Source organism: Streptomyces cavernicola, from assembly GCF_029968035.1.
Classification (GTDB): Bacteria; Actinomycetota; Actinomycetes; order Streptomycetales; family Streptomycetaceae; genus Streptomyces; species Streptomyces cavernicola.
This window is the reverse complement of the sequence record NZ_JASCIQ010000015.1, coordinates 153,368-169,716: the sequence shown is the minus strand read 5'-3', so window position 1 is coordinate 169,716 and position 16,349 is coordinate 153,368. Positions and strand designations below refer to the sequence as shown.

Annotated in this window: 11 protein-coding genes and 2 pseudogenes; 3 read left to right on the top strand and 10 right to left on the bottom strand. The window is 66.0% G+C overall.

Features of this window, described 5'->3' with window-relative positions; all coding sequences use genetic code 11:
- Positions 1–390 precede the first annotated feature (390 nt).
- Both QIS96_RS16470 and rsgA (QIS96_RS16465) read left to right on the top strand, forming a co-directional pair.
- The gene (locus QIS96_RS16470) at positions 391–1,116 is read left to right on the top strand and encodes a recombination directionality factor (protein WP_282543346.1); all 726 of its coding nucleotides are present in this window, start codon (positions 391–393) and stop codon (positions 1,114–1,116) included.
- 300 nt (positions 1,117–1,416) lie between these two features.
- A pseudogene (rsgA, locus tag QIS96_RS16465) lies at positions 1,417–1,890 on the top strand (GTPase RsgA); the annotation flags it as partial.
- A 1,031-nt stretch (positions 1,891–2,921) separates the two neighbouring features.
- Here rsgA (QIS96_RS16465) and QIS96_RS16460 read toward each other — a convergent pair.
- The 9 genes and pseudogenes from QIS96_RS16460 to QIS96_RS16415 all read right to left on the bottom strand — a co-directional run bounded on the left by QIS96_RS16460 (position 2,922) and on the right by QIS96_RS16415 (position 13,737).
- A complete protein-coding gene (locus QIS96_RS16460; RefSeq protein WP_282543345.1) occupies positions 2,922–3,377 on the bottom strand; it encodes a hypothetical protein in 456 nt (151 codons plus the stop codon).
- Between the two features lie 326 nt (positions 3,378–3,703).
- A pseudogene (locus QIS96_RS37980) lies at positions 3,704–5,784 on the bottom strand (RHS repeat-associated core domain-containing protein); the annotation flags it as partial.
- Positions 5,785–5,905: 121 nt separating this feature from the next.
- On the bottom strand, positions 5,906–7,156 hold the full coding sequence (locus QIS96_RS16445; protein ID WP_282543342.1) for a DUF6531 domain-containing protein: 1,251 nt from the start codon (positions 7,154–7,156) through the stop codon (positions 5,906–5,908).
- A gap of 35 nt (positions 7,157–7,191) precedes the next feature.
- Positions 7,192–8,070 carry a putative T7SS-secreted protein gene (locus QIS96_RS16440; RefSeq protein ID WP_282543341.1) on the bottom strand — a complete coding sequence of 293 codons (879 nt, stop codon included), beginning with the start codon at positions 8,068–8,070 and terminating at the stop codon, positions 7,192–7,194.
- A gap of 27 nt (positions 8,071–8,097) precedes the next feature.
- Complete coding sequence (locus QIS96_RS16435; protein ID WP_282543340.1) at positions 8,098–8,649, bottom strand: hypothetical protein; 552 nt, start codon at positions 8,647–8,649, stop codon at positions 8,098–8,100.
- Entirely contained in the window at positions 8,646–9,086 is a 441-nt protein-coding gene (locus tag QIS96_RS16430) for a hypothetical protein (protein WP_282543339.1), read from the bottom strand. Before QIS96_RS16430 ends, QIS96_RS16435 begins: the two co-directional genes overlap by 4 nt.
- An 886-nt stretch (positions 9,087–9,972) precedes the next feature.
- Positions 9,973–10,668, bottom strand: coding sequence for a hypothetical protein (locus tag QIS96_RS16425; RefSeq protein WP_282543338.1), 696 nt, complete (start codon positions 10,666–10,668; stop codon positions 9,973–9,975).
- 83 nt (positions 10,669–10,751) lie between these two features.
- Complete coding sequence (locus QIS96_RS16420; protein ID WP_282543337.1) at positions 10,752–12,959, bottom strand: hypothetical protein; 2,208 nt, start codon at positions 12,957–12,959, stop codon at positions 10,752–10,754.
- Positions 12,960–13,212: 253 nt separating this feature from the next.
- The gene (locus QIS96_RS16415) at positions 13,213–13,737 is read right to left on the bottom strand and encodes a hypothetical protein (RefSeq protein WP_282543336.1); all 525 of its coding nucleotides are present in this window, start codon (positions 13,735–13,737) and stop codon (positions 13,213–13,215) included.
- A gap of 720 nt (positions 13,738–14,457) precedes the next feature.
- Here QIS96_RS16415 and rsgA (QIS96_RS16410) point away from each other — a divergent pair.
- Positions 14,458–15,621: a ribosome small subunit-dependent GTPase A gene (gene rsgA / locus QIS96_RS16410; RefSeq protein ID WP_282543335.1), complete on the top strand. Its 1,164-nt coding sequence runs from the start codon at positions 14,458–14,460 to the stop codon at positions 15,619–15,621.
- A gap of 208 nt (positions 15,622–15,829) precedes the next feature.
- Here rsgA (QIS96_RS16410) and QIS96_RS16405 read toward each other — a convergent pair whose 3' ends face one another.
- Positions 15,830–16,294 (bottom strand): hypothetical protein, encoded by a 465-nt coding sequence (locus QIS96_RS16405; RefSeq protein ID WP_282543334.1) that lies wholly within the window; start codon positions 16,292–16,294, stop codon positions 15,830–15,832.
- Positions 16,295–16,349: the final 55 nt, after the last annotated feature.

The window sequence follows — 16,349 nt, the reverse complement described above, 5'->3', positions numbered from 1 at the left end:
CCGCGCCCCCCCCCCCCCCCCCCCGGCCCCCCCCCCGCCCCGCCCCCCCGGGGGGGGGCGGCCGGCCCCCCCCCCCCCCCCCCACGTGGTCTTCTCAGGCTTCGGGCGCCGTCGGCTGATCGGCCGCACTCCTCCTGTCGAGTAACTAGTCAGCCCCGTGCTCCGGGGGCTGCCGCCGCCCGACTTGCCTGAACGGACCCGACACCGGCACGCCTACGTACGATCGGCGGTGCCGGGTGGGACGGCCCGTTCAGTGGGCTGCTGGGTGGGGGAGGCGGTCATGTCGAAGTCGCCGGGCCGGCCTCTCTCTATACGTGAATTCCGGTTGGGCCAAGAGGCGACTGCCTTGGATTCTCGGAGCCTCTGAACATCGCTCGCCGGAGGACGACCATGGCTCCCCACCTGCACCACAGCCTCAATAGGGACCAGAAGATCGACGACGCTGGGGTGGGTCGGCCGCGCGAACCCGCGGCCGATCCCGTGGGCCGCTTCCATGTCGCGTGGCAGCAAGGTGGAAGGCCCATTGCGGTGTCGGCGTGGCGCATCACGACGCAGGACCATGCGATCGCTGATGCTCTGGGTGGGTTCTATGGGGGTGTGCCGCAGCTGTTGGACACCGGCGACGCACATGTCGTTGAGGTTCTGACTCGCTGCGATCGCGTTCCTGTCTTGCTGGATGACGGTGGGGCTGTCTCGCTTCGCATGGTGATGCGTGGAGCTGGTGAGACGTTCCATGTCTGCGACGGGACCCGGTTCTTGGAGCCGGCGGGCGCACGTGGATCGTTGTGCGGTTGTCCGGTGAGCCTGGCTGACCGCAAGGCGGCAGCCCAGGCAGGTCGCGGGCCGACGCCGGAAGTCCGGATCGGCTTCCGGCTGGCGGACCTTCCCGAGCTGGGTGTTTTCTCTCTCGTGTCGTCTTCGTGGGAACTCGCTGCTGAGGTGCCTGCGTTGGCTGCTGCCCTGGGTGCGGCGGCTGTTCCGGCCTTGGGTGTGCTGCGGTACGAACTGGTGGAGTTCAGCACACGCTCAGGGATCGCCGTGAGCTACCGGCGGCCGGTCGTTGAGATCGGCAGGACCCAGGCTCTCGCTCGGGATGCTGTACGACTGGCGGCGTGACGCTGGTCCGCCGACTGTCAGGGTCGTGCAGGTGAGGCTCGGAATTTAATCGGTGGTGCGGTGCCCTGGGGCGGGGCTACGGTTTTGCTCGTTCCAAGGCGCGGCTGTGTGCGGTTGCCGAGGGCGCGGTGTTGGTTCGTTGCGAAGAAGCAGGAGGTGAGGACATTGATGACTGTCACGGTGACGGGCGCTGCCCGCATTCAGGAGTTCATCGTTTCCACCCCTGTGGTCTCCGGCTGACACTCGCTCGACTTCCGCGCGCATGGCGCGCCGCCGGGGCCACCCTTCGAAGGGTTCCCCTTGTTCAACGCTTCGCTCAACACGTCTTCCACTTCTGATACTCAGCGCGTCCTCGCTACTTATGGCTGGGACGAAGGCTGGGCGGCCGAGTTCGCTCCGCATGCCGCTCAGGGCCTGGTCCCTGGTCGGGTCCTGAGGGTCGACCGTGGTCAGTGCGATGTCGCCACACCCGGCGGCATCATCCGGGCCGACACCGAGTTCGTCGTTCCTCGTGATCCGATGAAGGTCGTGTGCACGGGGGACTGGGTCGCCGTCGACCCCGAGGGTGGTGATCCGAGGTACGCGCGCACGATCCTCCCTCGCCGTACGGCCTTCGTGCGGTCGACGTCGTCCAAGCGTTCCGAGGGCCAGGTGCTGGCCACTAACATCGATCACATCGTCATCTGTGTGTCGCTCGCGGTCGAACTCGACCTGGGGCGGATCGAGCGGTTCCTCGCACTCGCGAAGTCCAGCTCGAGCGGTGAGGCGCTGCTGCATAAGTCGGCGCTCTCCTGGGAGTCCGAGAGGGATACGCAGCCGTTCACGCCGGTACTGATGTCGCTTGGCTCGGTCGATGGTCCAAGGAAGGCAGCCGACAGCTTCGGGTAGCCCGAGTGGCCTGCTCCCTGCACCAGCCTTCACTAGGGCAGGGAGCCTCCACTCGAATCAGTCCGGCCACGTGCCGCCAACTCCACCCGGCCGGCTGCGGGTCACAGCACACGTGCACCCACGCGACGCTGACGATGGCGGTAGAGCTGGGCGTGATCAGCGGCGAGAGCTGGCCAACCAGCGGTCAATGGCGGCGATCGTAAACTCTCCGGTTCGAGGCCGTCCGGCTGCCCATGCTCCGCGTTGCTGGAACAACCCACCTCGGCAGGGCGGCGCGCGGCGATGAATTCTGTGTACTGCTCTCCCTGGGTGCCTCGCACGACGACGCCCCCATCAAGGGCCAACATCACGAACGCCGGATGACCGTACCCATTCCCAAGAATTCCGGTGGCCCCGCCTGCACCCACAATGTCCCATGAAGTTTGCAGGGCAACTTTCGACCACCATAGCGTTCGAGGGTTTTCGGGTTCCGCGCAGTTGACGGCCAGCAGGAACTCTGGCGCGCCCTCAATGAAGAGTCCATTCCCGACGGACAGTCGATGCCACGCAGAATTGGCCGCCTCTCGGAGTTGCGGATCGCGAGATGGCGTCGATACGGCTGACCCCGCTAATCCCTCCCGCCATTGCGGGATTTGCCGATAGTTGCCCTGCCACGGACATAAGCGAAGTCCCGAAGTGGCACCAGAATTTTTCCGGCACTGGATCTTGCTGGCGTAGGGAGGAGTGCTTCCTGCCGGAGGAGTCGCGCCCACCCCGCACCGCAGGCAGCCCGAAGCTGACGCCCACCGCGGCTACGCGGTGGGCGTCAGGCTGGGCCGCCCGCTGAAGAGTGCGGCCGTGGTGGTTCGACATTGTCCGTCCACAACCATGAGGACGCTGGGGACTGTTGCCCGACTTTCGCTACTCGGGGGCGGGCTTCAAACGTCGCCCCACGTAGCGACGAGATCTTCGCACTCCACGATGATCAAGGAGTCCGTCAGGGCGATCTCATGTCTGCAGCCGCCACTGAACGGAAGGATCTCGTCCAGGAGCACGGTGTCTCCTTGCATCCAGTCGATCTCATGGTCACTCTCGACGGAGAAGCGGGAAACCTGAAAGTACTCGATATTGAGACCGGATTCATGCTTCCAAGGGTTGGCCGAGAACCCCAGGGAGAGTCGTCCTTCCTTGCGTACGGGAACTGAGATATTAGAAAGTTCCAGATCTTTCACGCAGCGGGGTGCCCGCATGCTGTAGTGGTCAGCTTCGGAAGCGAAGTTCCAAGCCCCTGGCGGTAGGGTCGCTTGCAGGCCAGGAAGCTCGTCCAGATAGGCCGTGGGGTCAAGATGGAACCCAGAGAACTCCGGGCGCCAAGCGATTTTGATGAATTTCATTACTTACAACCGCTCTCTTCCGCTGCCAGGCGTGGACGCTTCCACTTGTCTCCACTGATGTCTTCAGTTCCCTTTTCGCCGATGCGCCCCGTGCGCCTCATGAAGTCCACGGCCCTCCCCTTGAGAGCGTTTTCTACGCTGGCAGGGACATCGACATTCGCGCCTACTGTGCCATGCTTATCGAACCATCCATCACTTCCAAATAGCCCCACTTCCCGGCCGCTCTTGTCGTAGACGTGAATCTCGAAGTCCACGCCCTTGTCGCCTTCTGGCCAGTGATCCAGTCTTCCTCGGTATCCCTGTCCGAAGTCGAGGGGATCCTTGGGGCCTTTGCCTGCCAGGCCGAGGTAGTCGATCCATGTGTGGGGGTTGTGCACGTATGCGTATGGATTTGGCGCCGGCTCCAGCCCCAATGGGTCCGATGCCGCGAAGCGGGCGGTGGCGGGGTCGTAGTGGCGGTGGAAGTTGTAATGAAAGCCAGTCTCGGGATCGTGGTACTGACCGGGGAATCGGAGGGGTGTGTATGTGGTGGCGTCGGCGTTCCACGTCGTGGTGCCCCAGAGGGTGGTTCGGGTGCGCCAGGCGATGTCGCCCTGCTCCGAAATGAGTTCAGACGGAGTTCCGACGAGGTCCGTGATGATGGCGAAGAAGCGGGAGTCGACTTCGGCCTGGGTCGCTTCGTCCGTGGTGCGTTCGGTTTGTGCGATCGGCGTGAGCCCATCGTGGTCCCAGGTGAGGGAGACGGGGTTGAGGAAGGACGATGTAGTCGTGGTCTGCTCGATCAAAGTGGCGCCGTCCCAGGTGAAGTCGACCTGTTCGACAACGGTTTCGCCGTTCATGCGCTGTTTGGCAATGCGGCGGCCGAGAGGTCGTAACCGTAGCGCCAGGTTGTGCCGTCTGGAGTGACGGCCTGGGTCAGGTGGTCTTCGGCGTCCCAGGTATAGGTCCAGGTGTCCGGCTTCTTGGACAGGCGCTGCTTCTGACGGAGGACTACGCGCCCGGCGTCATCGTCTTCGTAGCGAATGCGCCCTGCGCTGCGGATTGTTGTGCCGGCATAGGTGCGCTCGCCGACAGCGTCAGGGTGGGTATGTGTGGTCGGCCAGGTGGCGTGAGTCTGGTTGCCTGCCTCGTCGTACGCATAAGTCTCCGTCCAGTCATGTGCGTTGACCTGCGTGACGCGTCCGGCGTGGTCCAGGGCGAAGGAACGGTCGCCGTCCAACTGGTCGGAGAGCGCCTTCAGGTACCCGTCAGCGCGGTAGGTATAGATGCGGCGCTGCAGCGGGCCCCCGGTAGTGGGTGCGGGCATGCCGGAGCCCGACATCAGGGCCAGGCGAGGGTCGGCCGGTGCGGTGGGGGTACCTGGCCCGGTGAGGGTCTGCGAGGTGAGGCGGCCTGCTGGGTCCCAGGTGTTCGCCAGCGTCAGAACTTCGTCGAGATGGCGGGTCGTTTCACGGCCGGCGGCGTCGTGATCAGAGGCGAGGGTGTGCCCGTTGGCGGTCACCGCGGTTCGGTTTCCTGCTGCATCGTAGGTGTACGTCGTAACCGCCCCAGAAGGGGTCACGCGCCGGATCTCCCGGCCCAGGTTGTTGTAGTCGTGAGTGAGGAGATGGCCGTTCACCATTTCGGTCCTGATCCGGCCGACTCTGTCCCGCTGGTACACGAGCTCTGCGTCCGGACCCGTGGCTGTGAGGAGTCGGCCGCAGGGGTCATAGGTGTAGTTGGTGGCGTCACCGTCCGCGTTCTTCCGGACCATTCGCCCCAGCTCGTCGTAGGTGAACGACACGGTCTGGCTGGTCGGGTTGGCACGGAAGGTGAGGCGCCCGACCGCGTCTCGTGCGTAGTGGATCGTCCGGTCGTCGAAGTCCGTCTCCGAGATGAGCCCCCCGGTCGGGTCGTACTCGTAAGTCCAGGTCAGCCTCTGAGGGTTGGTGACCCGGGTGAGGCGCAGTTCCGAGTCGTAAGCGAAGGTGTGCCGAACCCCGTCGGGGCCGGTCTGCGCGGTGAGTAGGTCGAAGTGACCGTACTCGTAGGTGGTTACACCGCCGACGGGATCCGTCTGACGGACGCAGTTGCCTTCGCCGTCGTGCTCCCAGGTCTGGGTGGCACCGTCCGGCCCGGTGCGGCTGACGATCTTTCCGTCTGGCGTCCATTCCTGGTGGGTCGTGGCGCCCAATGGGTCGGTGATCGATATGGGTCTACCGAAGGCATCCCGCCGGTAGACGGTCGTTGCTCCCATTGCATCGGTGATCTGCTGCGGCAGCCCGGCCGGATTGCAGATGACGTGCAGTGTGGCGCCGAGGGCGTCGGTGACTGAGGCCAGTTGGTCCCGTTCGTCGTAACCGTACGTCGTCGTCGCATTGGTCGGATCCGTGGTGGCGGTTCGGCGACCGTGGTCGTCGTAGGTGTAGGAGGTAGTGGCGCCGTCGGGGCCGGTGGCTGTGAGCGGCAGGCCGTGCTCGTTGTAGGCGAACGTCACGGTTGAGCCGTCGGGGCGGGTGATGTTCACTGGTCTCCCCGCCTCGTCGTACTCATAAGCGGTTGTGTGACCGAGGGGGTCGGTGACGGTGAGAGGGCGGTGCCGGTCGTCGTATGTGGTGCGGGTGATGGATCCGTTGCGGTCGGTCTCTGCGACGATCTGCAGCGATTGCGTTGATCTCGAACAGCTCAGTGTGGCCGAGGGAGTCGGTCGTCCGTGTGATGTGGTGGCCAGGCGTGGGCGCGGGGAGGCCGTATTCGAAGGTGGCCCGCAGGTGACCTGCCTCGCCTTCGTGGTAGACGCAGCGGTCCTCATCGTCGTACGTGTAGCGGAAGGTCGAGTCGTTGCTGTCGGTCCAGGAGACGATCCGACCGCGCTCGTCAATGCCGTATCGGACGGTGCGGCCTTGCGAGTCACCGACGGCAATGAGGTGGCCAGCCTCGTTGTAGCTGTACGTCTTGAGCAATTGGTCCGTGCCGTCAGGCGCTCCTCCGGCCAGCCACAGGGCACCGATTCGTCCGCCGACGGTGGTGAAGCGCAGTTCGTAGCCACCGGAGTGATTAACCGACAGTGGGGCGCCGGTTGCGACATCCCACTCGACGGATATCCAGGAGCCGCCGCGGTCGGCGATTGAGACGATCGGTGCCATCCCGTCCCCGCCCGGCTCCGCACCTACCGGGGCCGCGAAGGTGCGGATCAGTCCGGATTCGGGATCGGTGAGGGTGTACGAACCGTCCACCTGCCGGTCCAACTGCCAGGGGAGGCCCCCGTTCGGGATGACCGAGGTACCGGGTGCGGGGTGCGGGTAGGCGCGCACGCTACCGTCCGCCGCGACGTGGCACACACCCTCGGTATCGACCTCCAGGTGTTCATCGACGGTGGAGGCCCAGGCGGGCCCGAACCAGCCGCCGTTGCGGTATGCGGATTCGAAGGTACGGGTGAACTCGAAGGGGAAGTCTGCGGGAAGGGCGATGTCGGTTCGCGAGAGCACCATGCGGCCGGTGGCCATGTCAACGGGCTCTTTCCGTAGAACCTTGCAGTTCAGATCCCGAGCCAGGTCGGAGAGCCGCTCGCGGACGCCTTTGCGGGCGGTCTCCTTGGCTCCTTGCTCGACTGCTTCCTTGACGCCCGTCTTCAGGCTCGTCTTGAGCCCGCCCTTGACGATGCCGCCCGCACCCTTACCGCCGACGAGTTCGACTGCAACCTTGCCGAGGACCTCAGCGGGGTCACGCCAGTTCGCGTTCTTGATCGCTCCCACGATGCGCTCGGGGTGCGCGACCGTGGACAGCAGGCCAGTGGCCACCCCGTTCATGTTCTGCGCATACGCGCCTGGGTGGGTCAGGTTGTAAGGGTCAAACGGGTGACCATGCGCACTAGCGCCGCCGTCTCGGCCAGCCCCTTCAGCGCGCCGCCGACAAAGTGCACCTGGTTGAGAACCATGCCCTCTGCCATGTCCTTGGCGGCCGAGCCCAGCACTTCCAGCGCACCAGGGTTCGGAGGCGCCTGGTCCACAAGACGCTTGACCGTCTCCCGTGCTGTGCGGGCTGCGTCGTCCCGCTGGCGGCGGGCGTCCTTCAGTTGGTGCTCGGCCTGCTCGAATCCAGCCTTGCCCGGGTCGGTGAACGGGCCAGGCTCCGGCCCTGGGTCTCCGCCGGCCTCCGCGACGCGGTTGTACCGGTCGACCTTGGTGTTGTAGTCCGCCACCGCCTTGTCGGAGGCAGCTTTGGCCTGCTTGTAGGCAGCGATGGCCTCCCGCGCCTCTGCCTGCGCCCACTGCACCGTGGAGGCGTAGGTCACCAGCGCCTTCGCTGCTTCCTCACAGGCATCGGCCGCCGACAGCCAGAACTTCGGCTGTGGCGAGAACTTTTCCCGGAACGCATCCCCGGCTTCGCCGCGCCACGAATCCGAGTCGAGCCCGCGCAAGCCCGTACCCAAACGCTCGAACGCCCGGTAGAAGTCCCGCAGGTGCTCGGCCCGTTCGGTGATTGTCTCGACGTTGCCGTGGATCAGTTCCTTGGGGTCCTCGGTCTCACCCAGGCCGCGTTCGGGGATGTCGGCGCCGAGCTTGTCGCCTGTCCACTCCCCGGCATCTCGCACTCCCTCGGCCGCGCCGTCCGCACCGATCGCCTCGAGCCCGTCAGCCGCCTTGTCTCCGACCCATTGCGCACCGTCCCCCAGCGCCGCTGCCCCGGCGTCGAGGTAATCCCCCAGCCCCACTTGCTACTCCCCCTGCTTCTTAAATTGCTAGGTCTCTTCGGGCGGACCGTCCCATTGCCACTCACCGCCGATGTAGGGGGCGGACTCGAAGTCTTCGCCCACCTGCGACCACTGATCGCCCATCTCGTCGAAGTCCGGCAGAGAGAAGTCGACCGGCTTCGTCTTCGCCGCATCCTGAGCGATCTGGCTCCACGACTTGTCCGCCGCGTCCTGCCCCGTCGCCAGCCCCTGAGCGGGGTCCGGGCTGCCCGCCGTCACGGCGATCTCCTTGAGCGAGCCGACCACGTACTGCTCCTGCTCGTGATACAGCCCCGCATTCAGGTTGAGGCCCGCGGCGAGCTCGTTTGCATCCTGGATCTTCATCTTGACGTTCAGGCCCCAACGACCGCAGAACGCCCCGAAGACGTCCGCCAGTTCACGGTCCCCCATGTCGAGACCGGACATCATCAGGAACACGAAACCGTGGCCCTGCTGCGCCGTTATGGAGAAGTACCCGACCTCCTCCAGCTCCCCGATCGCGTCTGTGAGGCCCTTCTCGACCTGCTTCGCCGCCTCGTGGTCGAACTTGTAGCCACTCACGGCGCACCCCCGCTTATCCGCTGCTGGCTCGGGACGGTCGCGCCGCCCTCGGCCGGGTTCGCCTCGACCACGGCCTCATCCGGGACGATCCCCCGTGCCGGAGGCAGTAGAAACGCTCCCTCGCTGCCGATGTCCACCGCCACTCCACAGGGCACCGAGACAGCCGGGACCACTTCGTCCAACAACCGTGCGCCGTACAGCTTCTGGAACTCCCACTGTCCGCCTTCACCACGCGCCTGAGCGAAGGTCGTGAGAGTGTCCTCGTCGGTGAACGCGTACAGCCAGCGCAGACCGCCCTGGTCGCCCGCGAGGAAGCCGCCGTCCTGGACTGGCACCAGGACGAGGCTCCGGCGGAACTCCCCGAGCAACTCCGCGACCCCGGCACGTGCATCACCGAGGTCGCCCTCCTCGGAGCCTTCCGGTCCCCTCACATTCACGACTGGCCACCTCACTTTACTAATCAGCTAGTCACCGTAGATCACGCCCTGGACCGGATCACTGGTTCCCCCTTCCTGCACTTCGATGGCGCCAAGGCTGCTGCCTTCAGATCACGGAGGCCGCAGTGGCGGAACTGCCCGGGACGGTGCTCAGACTCGACCGGTATGCGGAGCGCGTCTCAGCGGGCCTGGGCGAGGTGTCGTTCGTCCACGTCGCGGTGCAGTCCGTCTCAGATTGCCTGATCCGTCGGGCCACCTGGCGCTCGTCGACGGTGCGACCGTCACGGTCGCCCAACTCGCGGATTGCGACAGAGCAAGCGGGCAAATGGCCTACCTTTCTGCCTGCTCGCTGAGGGAGCGGAGTGGCCCTCGTCGACGGTCGGTGCACACCGCGTCTGCTTTACAACTGGCCGGGCATTGGCATGTTCTCGCTTCTCGCTAGGGCACTTGACTGGTGCGGGTCGTCCAGCGCGAGGACCGGGACCAACTGGCAGTCCCCACGGCGCCGTTCGAGCGATGAGTTTCCGTGCCACTCATCTCAGACCGAAGGGGAGGCCTGCCGTGCCTCGCTCACGCGGGTGCGGCGGGTCGGGCTTGGCTGGTACGGAACTCGGCGAGTCACACCTATGCGAGCGATTGGATGTGCGGGTTCTGTCGCGGGGTGTTGCAGGACCTGGCGATCGAACGCAGGCGAGTTATTGGCCATGTTGAGGTCCGTCGTCGGCTTGGTGACCGTGGAGTCGGTACCCCATCTCGTCGGGGTGGCGCGTTACGCGAGCCAGCCGCCAGGCGGCCTCGTATGAGAGGCCTCCGCGTTCTCTGGCGCGTATGCGCAGGGCCAGAACACTCGTGGAAGGATCAAGTAACCAGCGCAGTACGGCAATTCTCATCGCGCATCGCTCACGACTGCGAGGAGCTGACCGGCTGTCCCTTCGTCGCCAAAGGATCGGACGATGTCAGCGAGGATCGTCAGTAGCTCTTTGCGGCCCTCGAGAGTCAGGCCGTTGACGAACTTGTGGAGTAGCTGCGCTACTGTCACCCATCGCTGCTCCGGCTGCCATTCTTGGATTTCACGGACGAGGCCGCTGAGCTCCGTGTTTTCTGGGATGTCGCCGAGTCGGGCCCAGTTTTCTGTACCTCCTTCGAGAAGGGTATACAGACGGGCCGTTGCCGGGTTTGCGAGGATCTCTTCGCGGAGAAATGCTGCTCTGGCCCGTGCCTGGCGGCGAGCGAGCTCGTCGAGTTCGTATTCGTGTCTGAGGCGTTCCTCCCGCTGGCGGTTTTCCTGACAGAGTCGCTCTGCTCGAAGCGCAGCCTCGCGGGTTTCTGAGTCCACTGTGATGCGTGCACGCACGGCGGTGACCACCACGCCGTCACCACTCAGCGGAATGCGAGCCTGCAGGGCGGCAGTTATGTCCTGCTCGGCGGCGTCTGGGCGCAGGATGTCGCAATGGCCGGCTGCTTCTTCGACCGCAGATCTGACCAGGCGAGGGGCGACAGTGAGGTTCGCCGGGGTCAAGGATTCCGAGTGCCGTCGCCAGGTGACCTGCAGCTGGGCGGTGAAGAACATCGTCGGGTCCATGCTGCGAAGGCGGTCTGTGAACGACGAGGTCCACGTAGGCACCACGTCGTGGGGTGGGGGAGTTGTGGTGGAGGTGCGTCGCCTCATGCGGCGGCCTCCTGCTCCGCGTGTTGCTTGTCCTCTGCCGTGTTCGGTGGCTGCGGAGAGGTGCGGCGACGCGAGGTGAGGTCCTTGTCGAGCAGCCCGGTCAGAGCGCGCTTGAGTACGTCCTTCTCCTGGGAGTAGGGACGGTCCGGTCCCTGGACCCACCACTCCGCACAGGTTCGGAGAGCTTCCCGGAGAGCGGGCCCTTCGGATCCCTGTACGTCTACAGACCGTCGCAGAGTCTCGAAGACGAGGGGCTGGAGGGTTGGTTGGGCGAGAGCAGCATCGAGCCAGGCGTAGACGGCTCTGTCGAGTTCGCGGTCGCCAGCGGGCCCCGCGGCTTGCCGCAGCAGTGCGCGCCAGCCGGTCACGAGCCCTTGGATGTGAGGGCGGAAGGTGTCTTCGTCATCAGGATCTGCCTCTGCGACTGCCTGGAGAAGTGGTGGCAGGCGGTCCGCCTCCTGAGCGGAGTTCATAGCAAGGGAGGCGAATGTGCGGTGGCCGACCGTCTGCCTGGTCTTTTCCATGCTGCACCAGTCGACGATGTATCCGAAGAGGGTCTGCCGGACCGTGGCGTCGTCCCACAGCACGCGGACTGCTTCGCGCAGTGTGTCGATCACGGCAGGGTGCCCTTGAGCTGCGACGTGCTGGAGGCGGCGCAGTGCCTTGCCCGTATGGCGTCTGCCGAACTCGCCCTTGCATGTTTCGACGACGGCGCGCTGGAGCGCTGGTTCCTTCCGGCCTGCCCAGGCCAGGAGCATGGTGTGGATGTAGGGCGCGCTGGCGGCGTGGATGGCTGCGCTGTCCAGCAGTTCTACGGCCAGAGGCCAGAGTTCCTTGTCGGGGCCGTGGGCGTACCACGTCTTCACGATTTCCTGGAGCGGCTCTTGGCGGCGGTGCCGTACAGCCCACCGGACGGCGAAGTGCCCGATGCGGGCCGCCAGTGCTCGCCGACCGTCTTTGCTCGTGGTCTCGAGGGCTTCCTTGTTGGTGCTGGAGTCGACAGGAGCTTTTGCCAGCCACGTAAGGAAGGTCGCGCGAGCCAGCGGCCGATCGTTCCAGAAGTACTCGACGGCTGCGTCGTCCCAGTGAGGGACCTCGAAGGTGAGGGCGCCGTCGCCGCTGCGTCGTGCCCCAATGGCCCGTGTCATGGCGATGACGCCGGGCGACTGCTGGCCGTTGACGCGTACCTTCTCTCTCTTGTCGAGGACTCCGGTCAGCTCTGCGGCCTTGGCATACACGTGGCCAACGGGGGCCCCGCGAAGGACCGACGCGGCAAGCAGGAAGTTGCGTTCGAAGCTGGTGCGTTGGCGGCCCGTTGGCTCGTGCCACTCGTGGAGGGCGTTCTCCCAATTGCTGCGCGCGGCAACCACGTTGGCGATCTGTTCCTCGAGGGTCAGACGTGGTGTGCCTTCACGCTCGCGCTTGATTGCGTCCTCTGGGCTGTCTGCTTCCGCGACGGAGGATGCCAGCGCTGCGCGGTGCTGCTCGAGGATCAAATACACGACACTCAGCACGTCAGTGGGGGGCTGACCGGTGAGCAGATGCTGGATGGAGGGCTTACCCAGCCACTCGGCGACTGGAATGTCGGGCTGTTGCGCGAGCAGCCATCGTTCAGCGATCTCCTGTGGTTGGGCGGTGCCTAGGTTCGGGGCGATTCCTTGTGGCGCGCCCTGGCTGATGCGCTGCCACTGCTCGGGTCGGGTAAGGACGATGAGTCGGCAGTCTCGTCGCTGAAGCCTTTCGCTGATGCTGCGCAGGCTGGAGCCGAAGGACTCCTGGATCGTGAAGTCGTCTTCGTCTGGGGGAAGTTCCAGCAGGTATCCGCATCGATGGTCGTGCGGGAGGCGTCTTACCGGAAAGTGCCGAGAGCCACCGATGGAGAGAGGACGAGCTTCGTCGATCACCCCCTCGGCCAGGAGGCGTTCAAGCAGTGCGAAGGCGGTGACAGTTCGGCTGCTGTCCGGCGGACGGGAGAGGACGAGTACGGAGCCAGGACTGCACAGTGACTCCACTGCGGTCTCGAAGGAGCTCGCGGTGTTCAAGGGGTGAGGGGCGGCGTAGATCTCGCGGACAATGTCGAGATACTCGCGAGATACAGGGACGTCCGAGTCCAGAGTTTGCTCGAACACGTACTTGGTGCCGACCATCTCGCCCAGATTGATCAGCGCGCGCTGAAGAACGGCCGCCTGTCCGACGGCTTCCACGGCTTCAGGGTTGGGTGCGCTCGTATCCCGGTCGGGAACGGGCGGGGCATCTGGATCCTCTGAGAAGTCCGCATCTTCGAGAGTCGACCCGTTTGCCGGGGAGTGCGACGGTGTCGAAGGATCTGGGGCCGACTTGGCCATTGACTCCTCGGCCTCACTGGGTGGGGCACTTGCATGAGTGGGTGGGGTTGACCCGGCGTTCGGGAGGTCCTGACCGGAGATGTCATCGAAGCTCATTGCCTGCTGCCTCGCCTCAGCCGATGGTGCCTTCTACTTCCACTCCCACCTGTTCACCGGTTTCGCCGATGGTTCCGGTGTCTTGAACCACTCGCACGCGCGCCTGTTCCGTGATGGCGTGGGCGCGTACTCCGACCTGCTTTTTGTCCACCATTTCGGTGCGCTGGAAGACCTCAACTCCGGGACGCGTAGCCGCCTCTTCGTCGCTGAAGGGCAACCGCCGTCCGTAGACCTCCTCAAGGTCCCGGCGAAGCCGGCCGAGCAGGTCAAGCAACTCTGCGTCGTCACCTTGCAGAATCTCGGGGCGAGAGGAGTAGACGCGGAGGGCGCCATGTGCCTGGGTGATGCGTTCCATGCGTTCGTCGGTCAGCTGACCTGACTGCACCACCAACGGCTCTGCCTGACCCGGGACTTCCTCCGGCTGCTGGAGCGGAATGCGTCCCGCGCGTCGGTCCAACACCGCTGCCGCGCGGTCGAAGAGAAACCTGACGGCTTCAGTGAGCACAGTCCCGGCCAAGACTGGAAACGCCAGCGGATCCATGGTCTTTCCCTCCCCGTGTTCCTGAGCCTGCGGAGCAACCGCACTTTCCAAGGGTCGATGCGGCTGGCACGTGCGCAGGCAAAACGGACTTCACCGTACGAGGGTGATTACTGATGAGGGCAGAGCTGAAATCGGCCCAGAGGGCGTCTGGCTGAAGATGAGGTGTCTACGTTGGGTTGTGGATCTCTCACGAGAGGTGATGGCGGTGTTATCGATTCTGAGTCGGCAGGGCGCTCGTCAGCATCGGCTGAAACGGGTCGATGTTCGATCAGTGTTCGCCGTATGTGTGTGTCTGGTTCCCGCGGTTGCGGGCTGCAGATCAGCGTGTCGGATGAGGCGTTGCAGAGTTGCAGATTGACGTGGAGTTCGCCCGAGGGCTGGCGGGCGCATGTGAGATCGCGGCGGTCACGGATGCAGCCGTCTCGTGGCGTGGGGGGCGGGACCCTGATGGCGCGGCCGGAAAAATGAGTGGCTCGGTGGTGGTGAGCGGGGCTACGGTTTTGCGTGTTCCCAGGTGGGCCCCACCGGGGTCGGCCGTGAGGCCGAACGGACATTCAAGGCAAGAGAGTTGGGAGGTGCGTCGTGATGACTGTCGTTGCGATGGGCGCTGCCCGCATCCAGAAGTTCACCCCGTTCACCTCTGTGGCCGCCGGCTGATCTCACGTTTCTCTTCCGCGCCTGAGCGCGCGGTGCCGGGGTCACCCTTTGAAGGGTTCACCCTTGCCTTCTTCTGCTTCTTCTTTGCTGTTCCCGTCCTCGTCCAACCCCTTGTCGCCGTACGGCTGGGACGCGGGCTGGGACGCCGAGTTCGCCCCTTACGCCCAGCAGGGTCTCGTGCCCGGTCGGGTCGTGCGGGTCGATCGCGGGCAGTGTGATGTCGTCACGCCGGACGGGACGGTCCGTGTCGACACTGAGTTCGTCGTTCCCCGTGACCCGATGAAGGTCGTGTGCACGGGTGACTGGGTTGCCGTCGATCCCGAGGGCGGTGATCCGCGTTATGCGCGGGCGGTGTTGCCGCGGCGTACCGCGTTCGTGCGCTCGACGTCGTCCAAGCGCTCCGAAGGCCAGGTGCTGGCCACTAACATCGATCACATCGTCATCTGTGTCTCGCTCGCGGTCGACCTGGACCTCGGGCGGCTGGAGAGGTTCATCGCGCTCGCGTGGTCCTCTACCGGCGGGGAGGCACTGCTGCATAAGTCCGCGGACGCCTGGGAGTCCGGGGCGCAGCCCGTCGTCGTGCTCACCAAGGCCGACCTCGTGCCCGACCCGGTGACGCGCGGGCACCTCGTCGCCGACGTCGAGTCCGCCGCGCCCGGCGTGCCGGTGCTGCCCGTCAGCGCCACCGAGGGCGAGGGCACCGAAGTGCTCGCCGCCGTCGTCGCGGGCGGCACGAGCGTGCTGCTCGGCCAGTCCGGCGCCGGGAAGTCCACGCTCGCCAACGCCCTGCTCGGGGCGGACGTCATGACGGTGCAGGCCGCCCGGGACGTCGACGGGAAGGGCCGGCACACCACGACCACGCGGAACCTGCTCGTCCTGCCCGGCGGCGGCGTGCTGATCGACACCCCGGGGCTGCGCGGGGTGGGCCTGTGGGACGCCGAGTCGGGCGTCGGGCAGGTCTTCGCGGAGATCGAGAAGCTGGCCGCCGACTGCCGGTTCCAGGACTGCGCGCACGAGGCGGAGCCGGGCTGCGCGGTGCTCGCCGCGCTCGACGACGGCGCGCTGTCCGAGCGGCGGCTGCACAGCTACCGCAAGCTGCTGCGCGAGAACCGGCGGATCGTCGCCAAGACGGACGCCCGGATGCGCAGCGAGCTCCGTCGCGAGTGGCGCGTCAAGCAGGCGCAGGGGAGGGCGGCGATGGAGGCCAAGCGCGGCCGCCGTCACTGACCGCCCGTCGCGGACCGCCGCCACTGACCGCCGTCACCGAGCAGGCGCGGTCGCCGCGGAAATGCTTTCGGGTACGGGGCGCGAAACCCGTACCCGAAGGGGCCGGTGCCTGGCCGGGCACCGGGGAGAGGGCCCGTCGGCCGGCTGTGGCGGCCTGGCCGGCGGGCCCGTTTCGTTCCGGTCGTTCCAGGAACGGCAGCTGCAGCTGTTACTGGACGAAGCGGTAGCTGTTCCAGGCGTCGGCCTCCGGCGCGATGTCGCCGGTCAGCTTGGAGCCGATGTGCTTGGAGTCGCCGGTGCAGTCCGCGCCGACGTACGCGACCATGTCGGTCATCGTGTGGTTCTCCACCTTCGCGGCGCCGCCCTTCATCACGTGGCAGCCCTTGATGCTCGGGTTGGTCACCGAGACGCCCTCGGCCTCGGCCGCCTCGCCGTGGCCACCCTCGGCGGCGGCTTCCTCGCCGTGGCCGGCCTGCTCGTCCTTGGCGGCCTCCTCGCCGTGACCGCCCTCACCGTGGCCCGCGGCCGGAGCGGCGGCGACGGGCTCGTACGTCACGATGCCGACCGCGGCCTGGTCCTCGAAGCCGCAGGCGGTGGCGGAGAGGGCGAGCAGCGCGGTACCCGCGCAGACGGCGGCGAGACGGCGCCGCTGGGGGCGGACGGAAGCAGACATGGCAGGTCCTGTTCTGGCAACGACTGACAACGGCTGGCAAAGGCTGGTGCTCAGC

Coding starts and splice junctions, on each gene's coding strand:
- QIS96_RS16425 (WP_282543338.1), bottom strand. CDS start 10,668: ATGGACCCGACGATGTTCTTCACCGCCCAGCTGCAGGTCACCTGGCGA.
- QIS96_RS16415 (WP_282543336.1), bottom strand. CDS start 13,737: ATGGATCCGCTGGCGTTTCCAGTCTTGGCCGGGACTGTGCTCACTGAA.
- QIS96_RS16405 (WP_282543334.1), bottom strand. CDS start 16,294: ATGTCTGCTTCCGTCCGCCCCCAGCGGCGCCGTCTCGCCGCCGTCTGC.
- QIS96_RS16460 (WP_282543345.1), bottom strand. CDS start 3,377: ATGAAATTCATCAAAATCGCTTGGCGCCCGGAGTTCTCTGGGTTCCAT.
- QIS96_RS16470 (WP_282543346.1), top strand. CDS start 391: ATGGCTCCCCACCTGCACCACAGCCTCAATAGGGACCAGAAGATCGAC.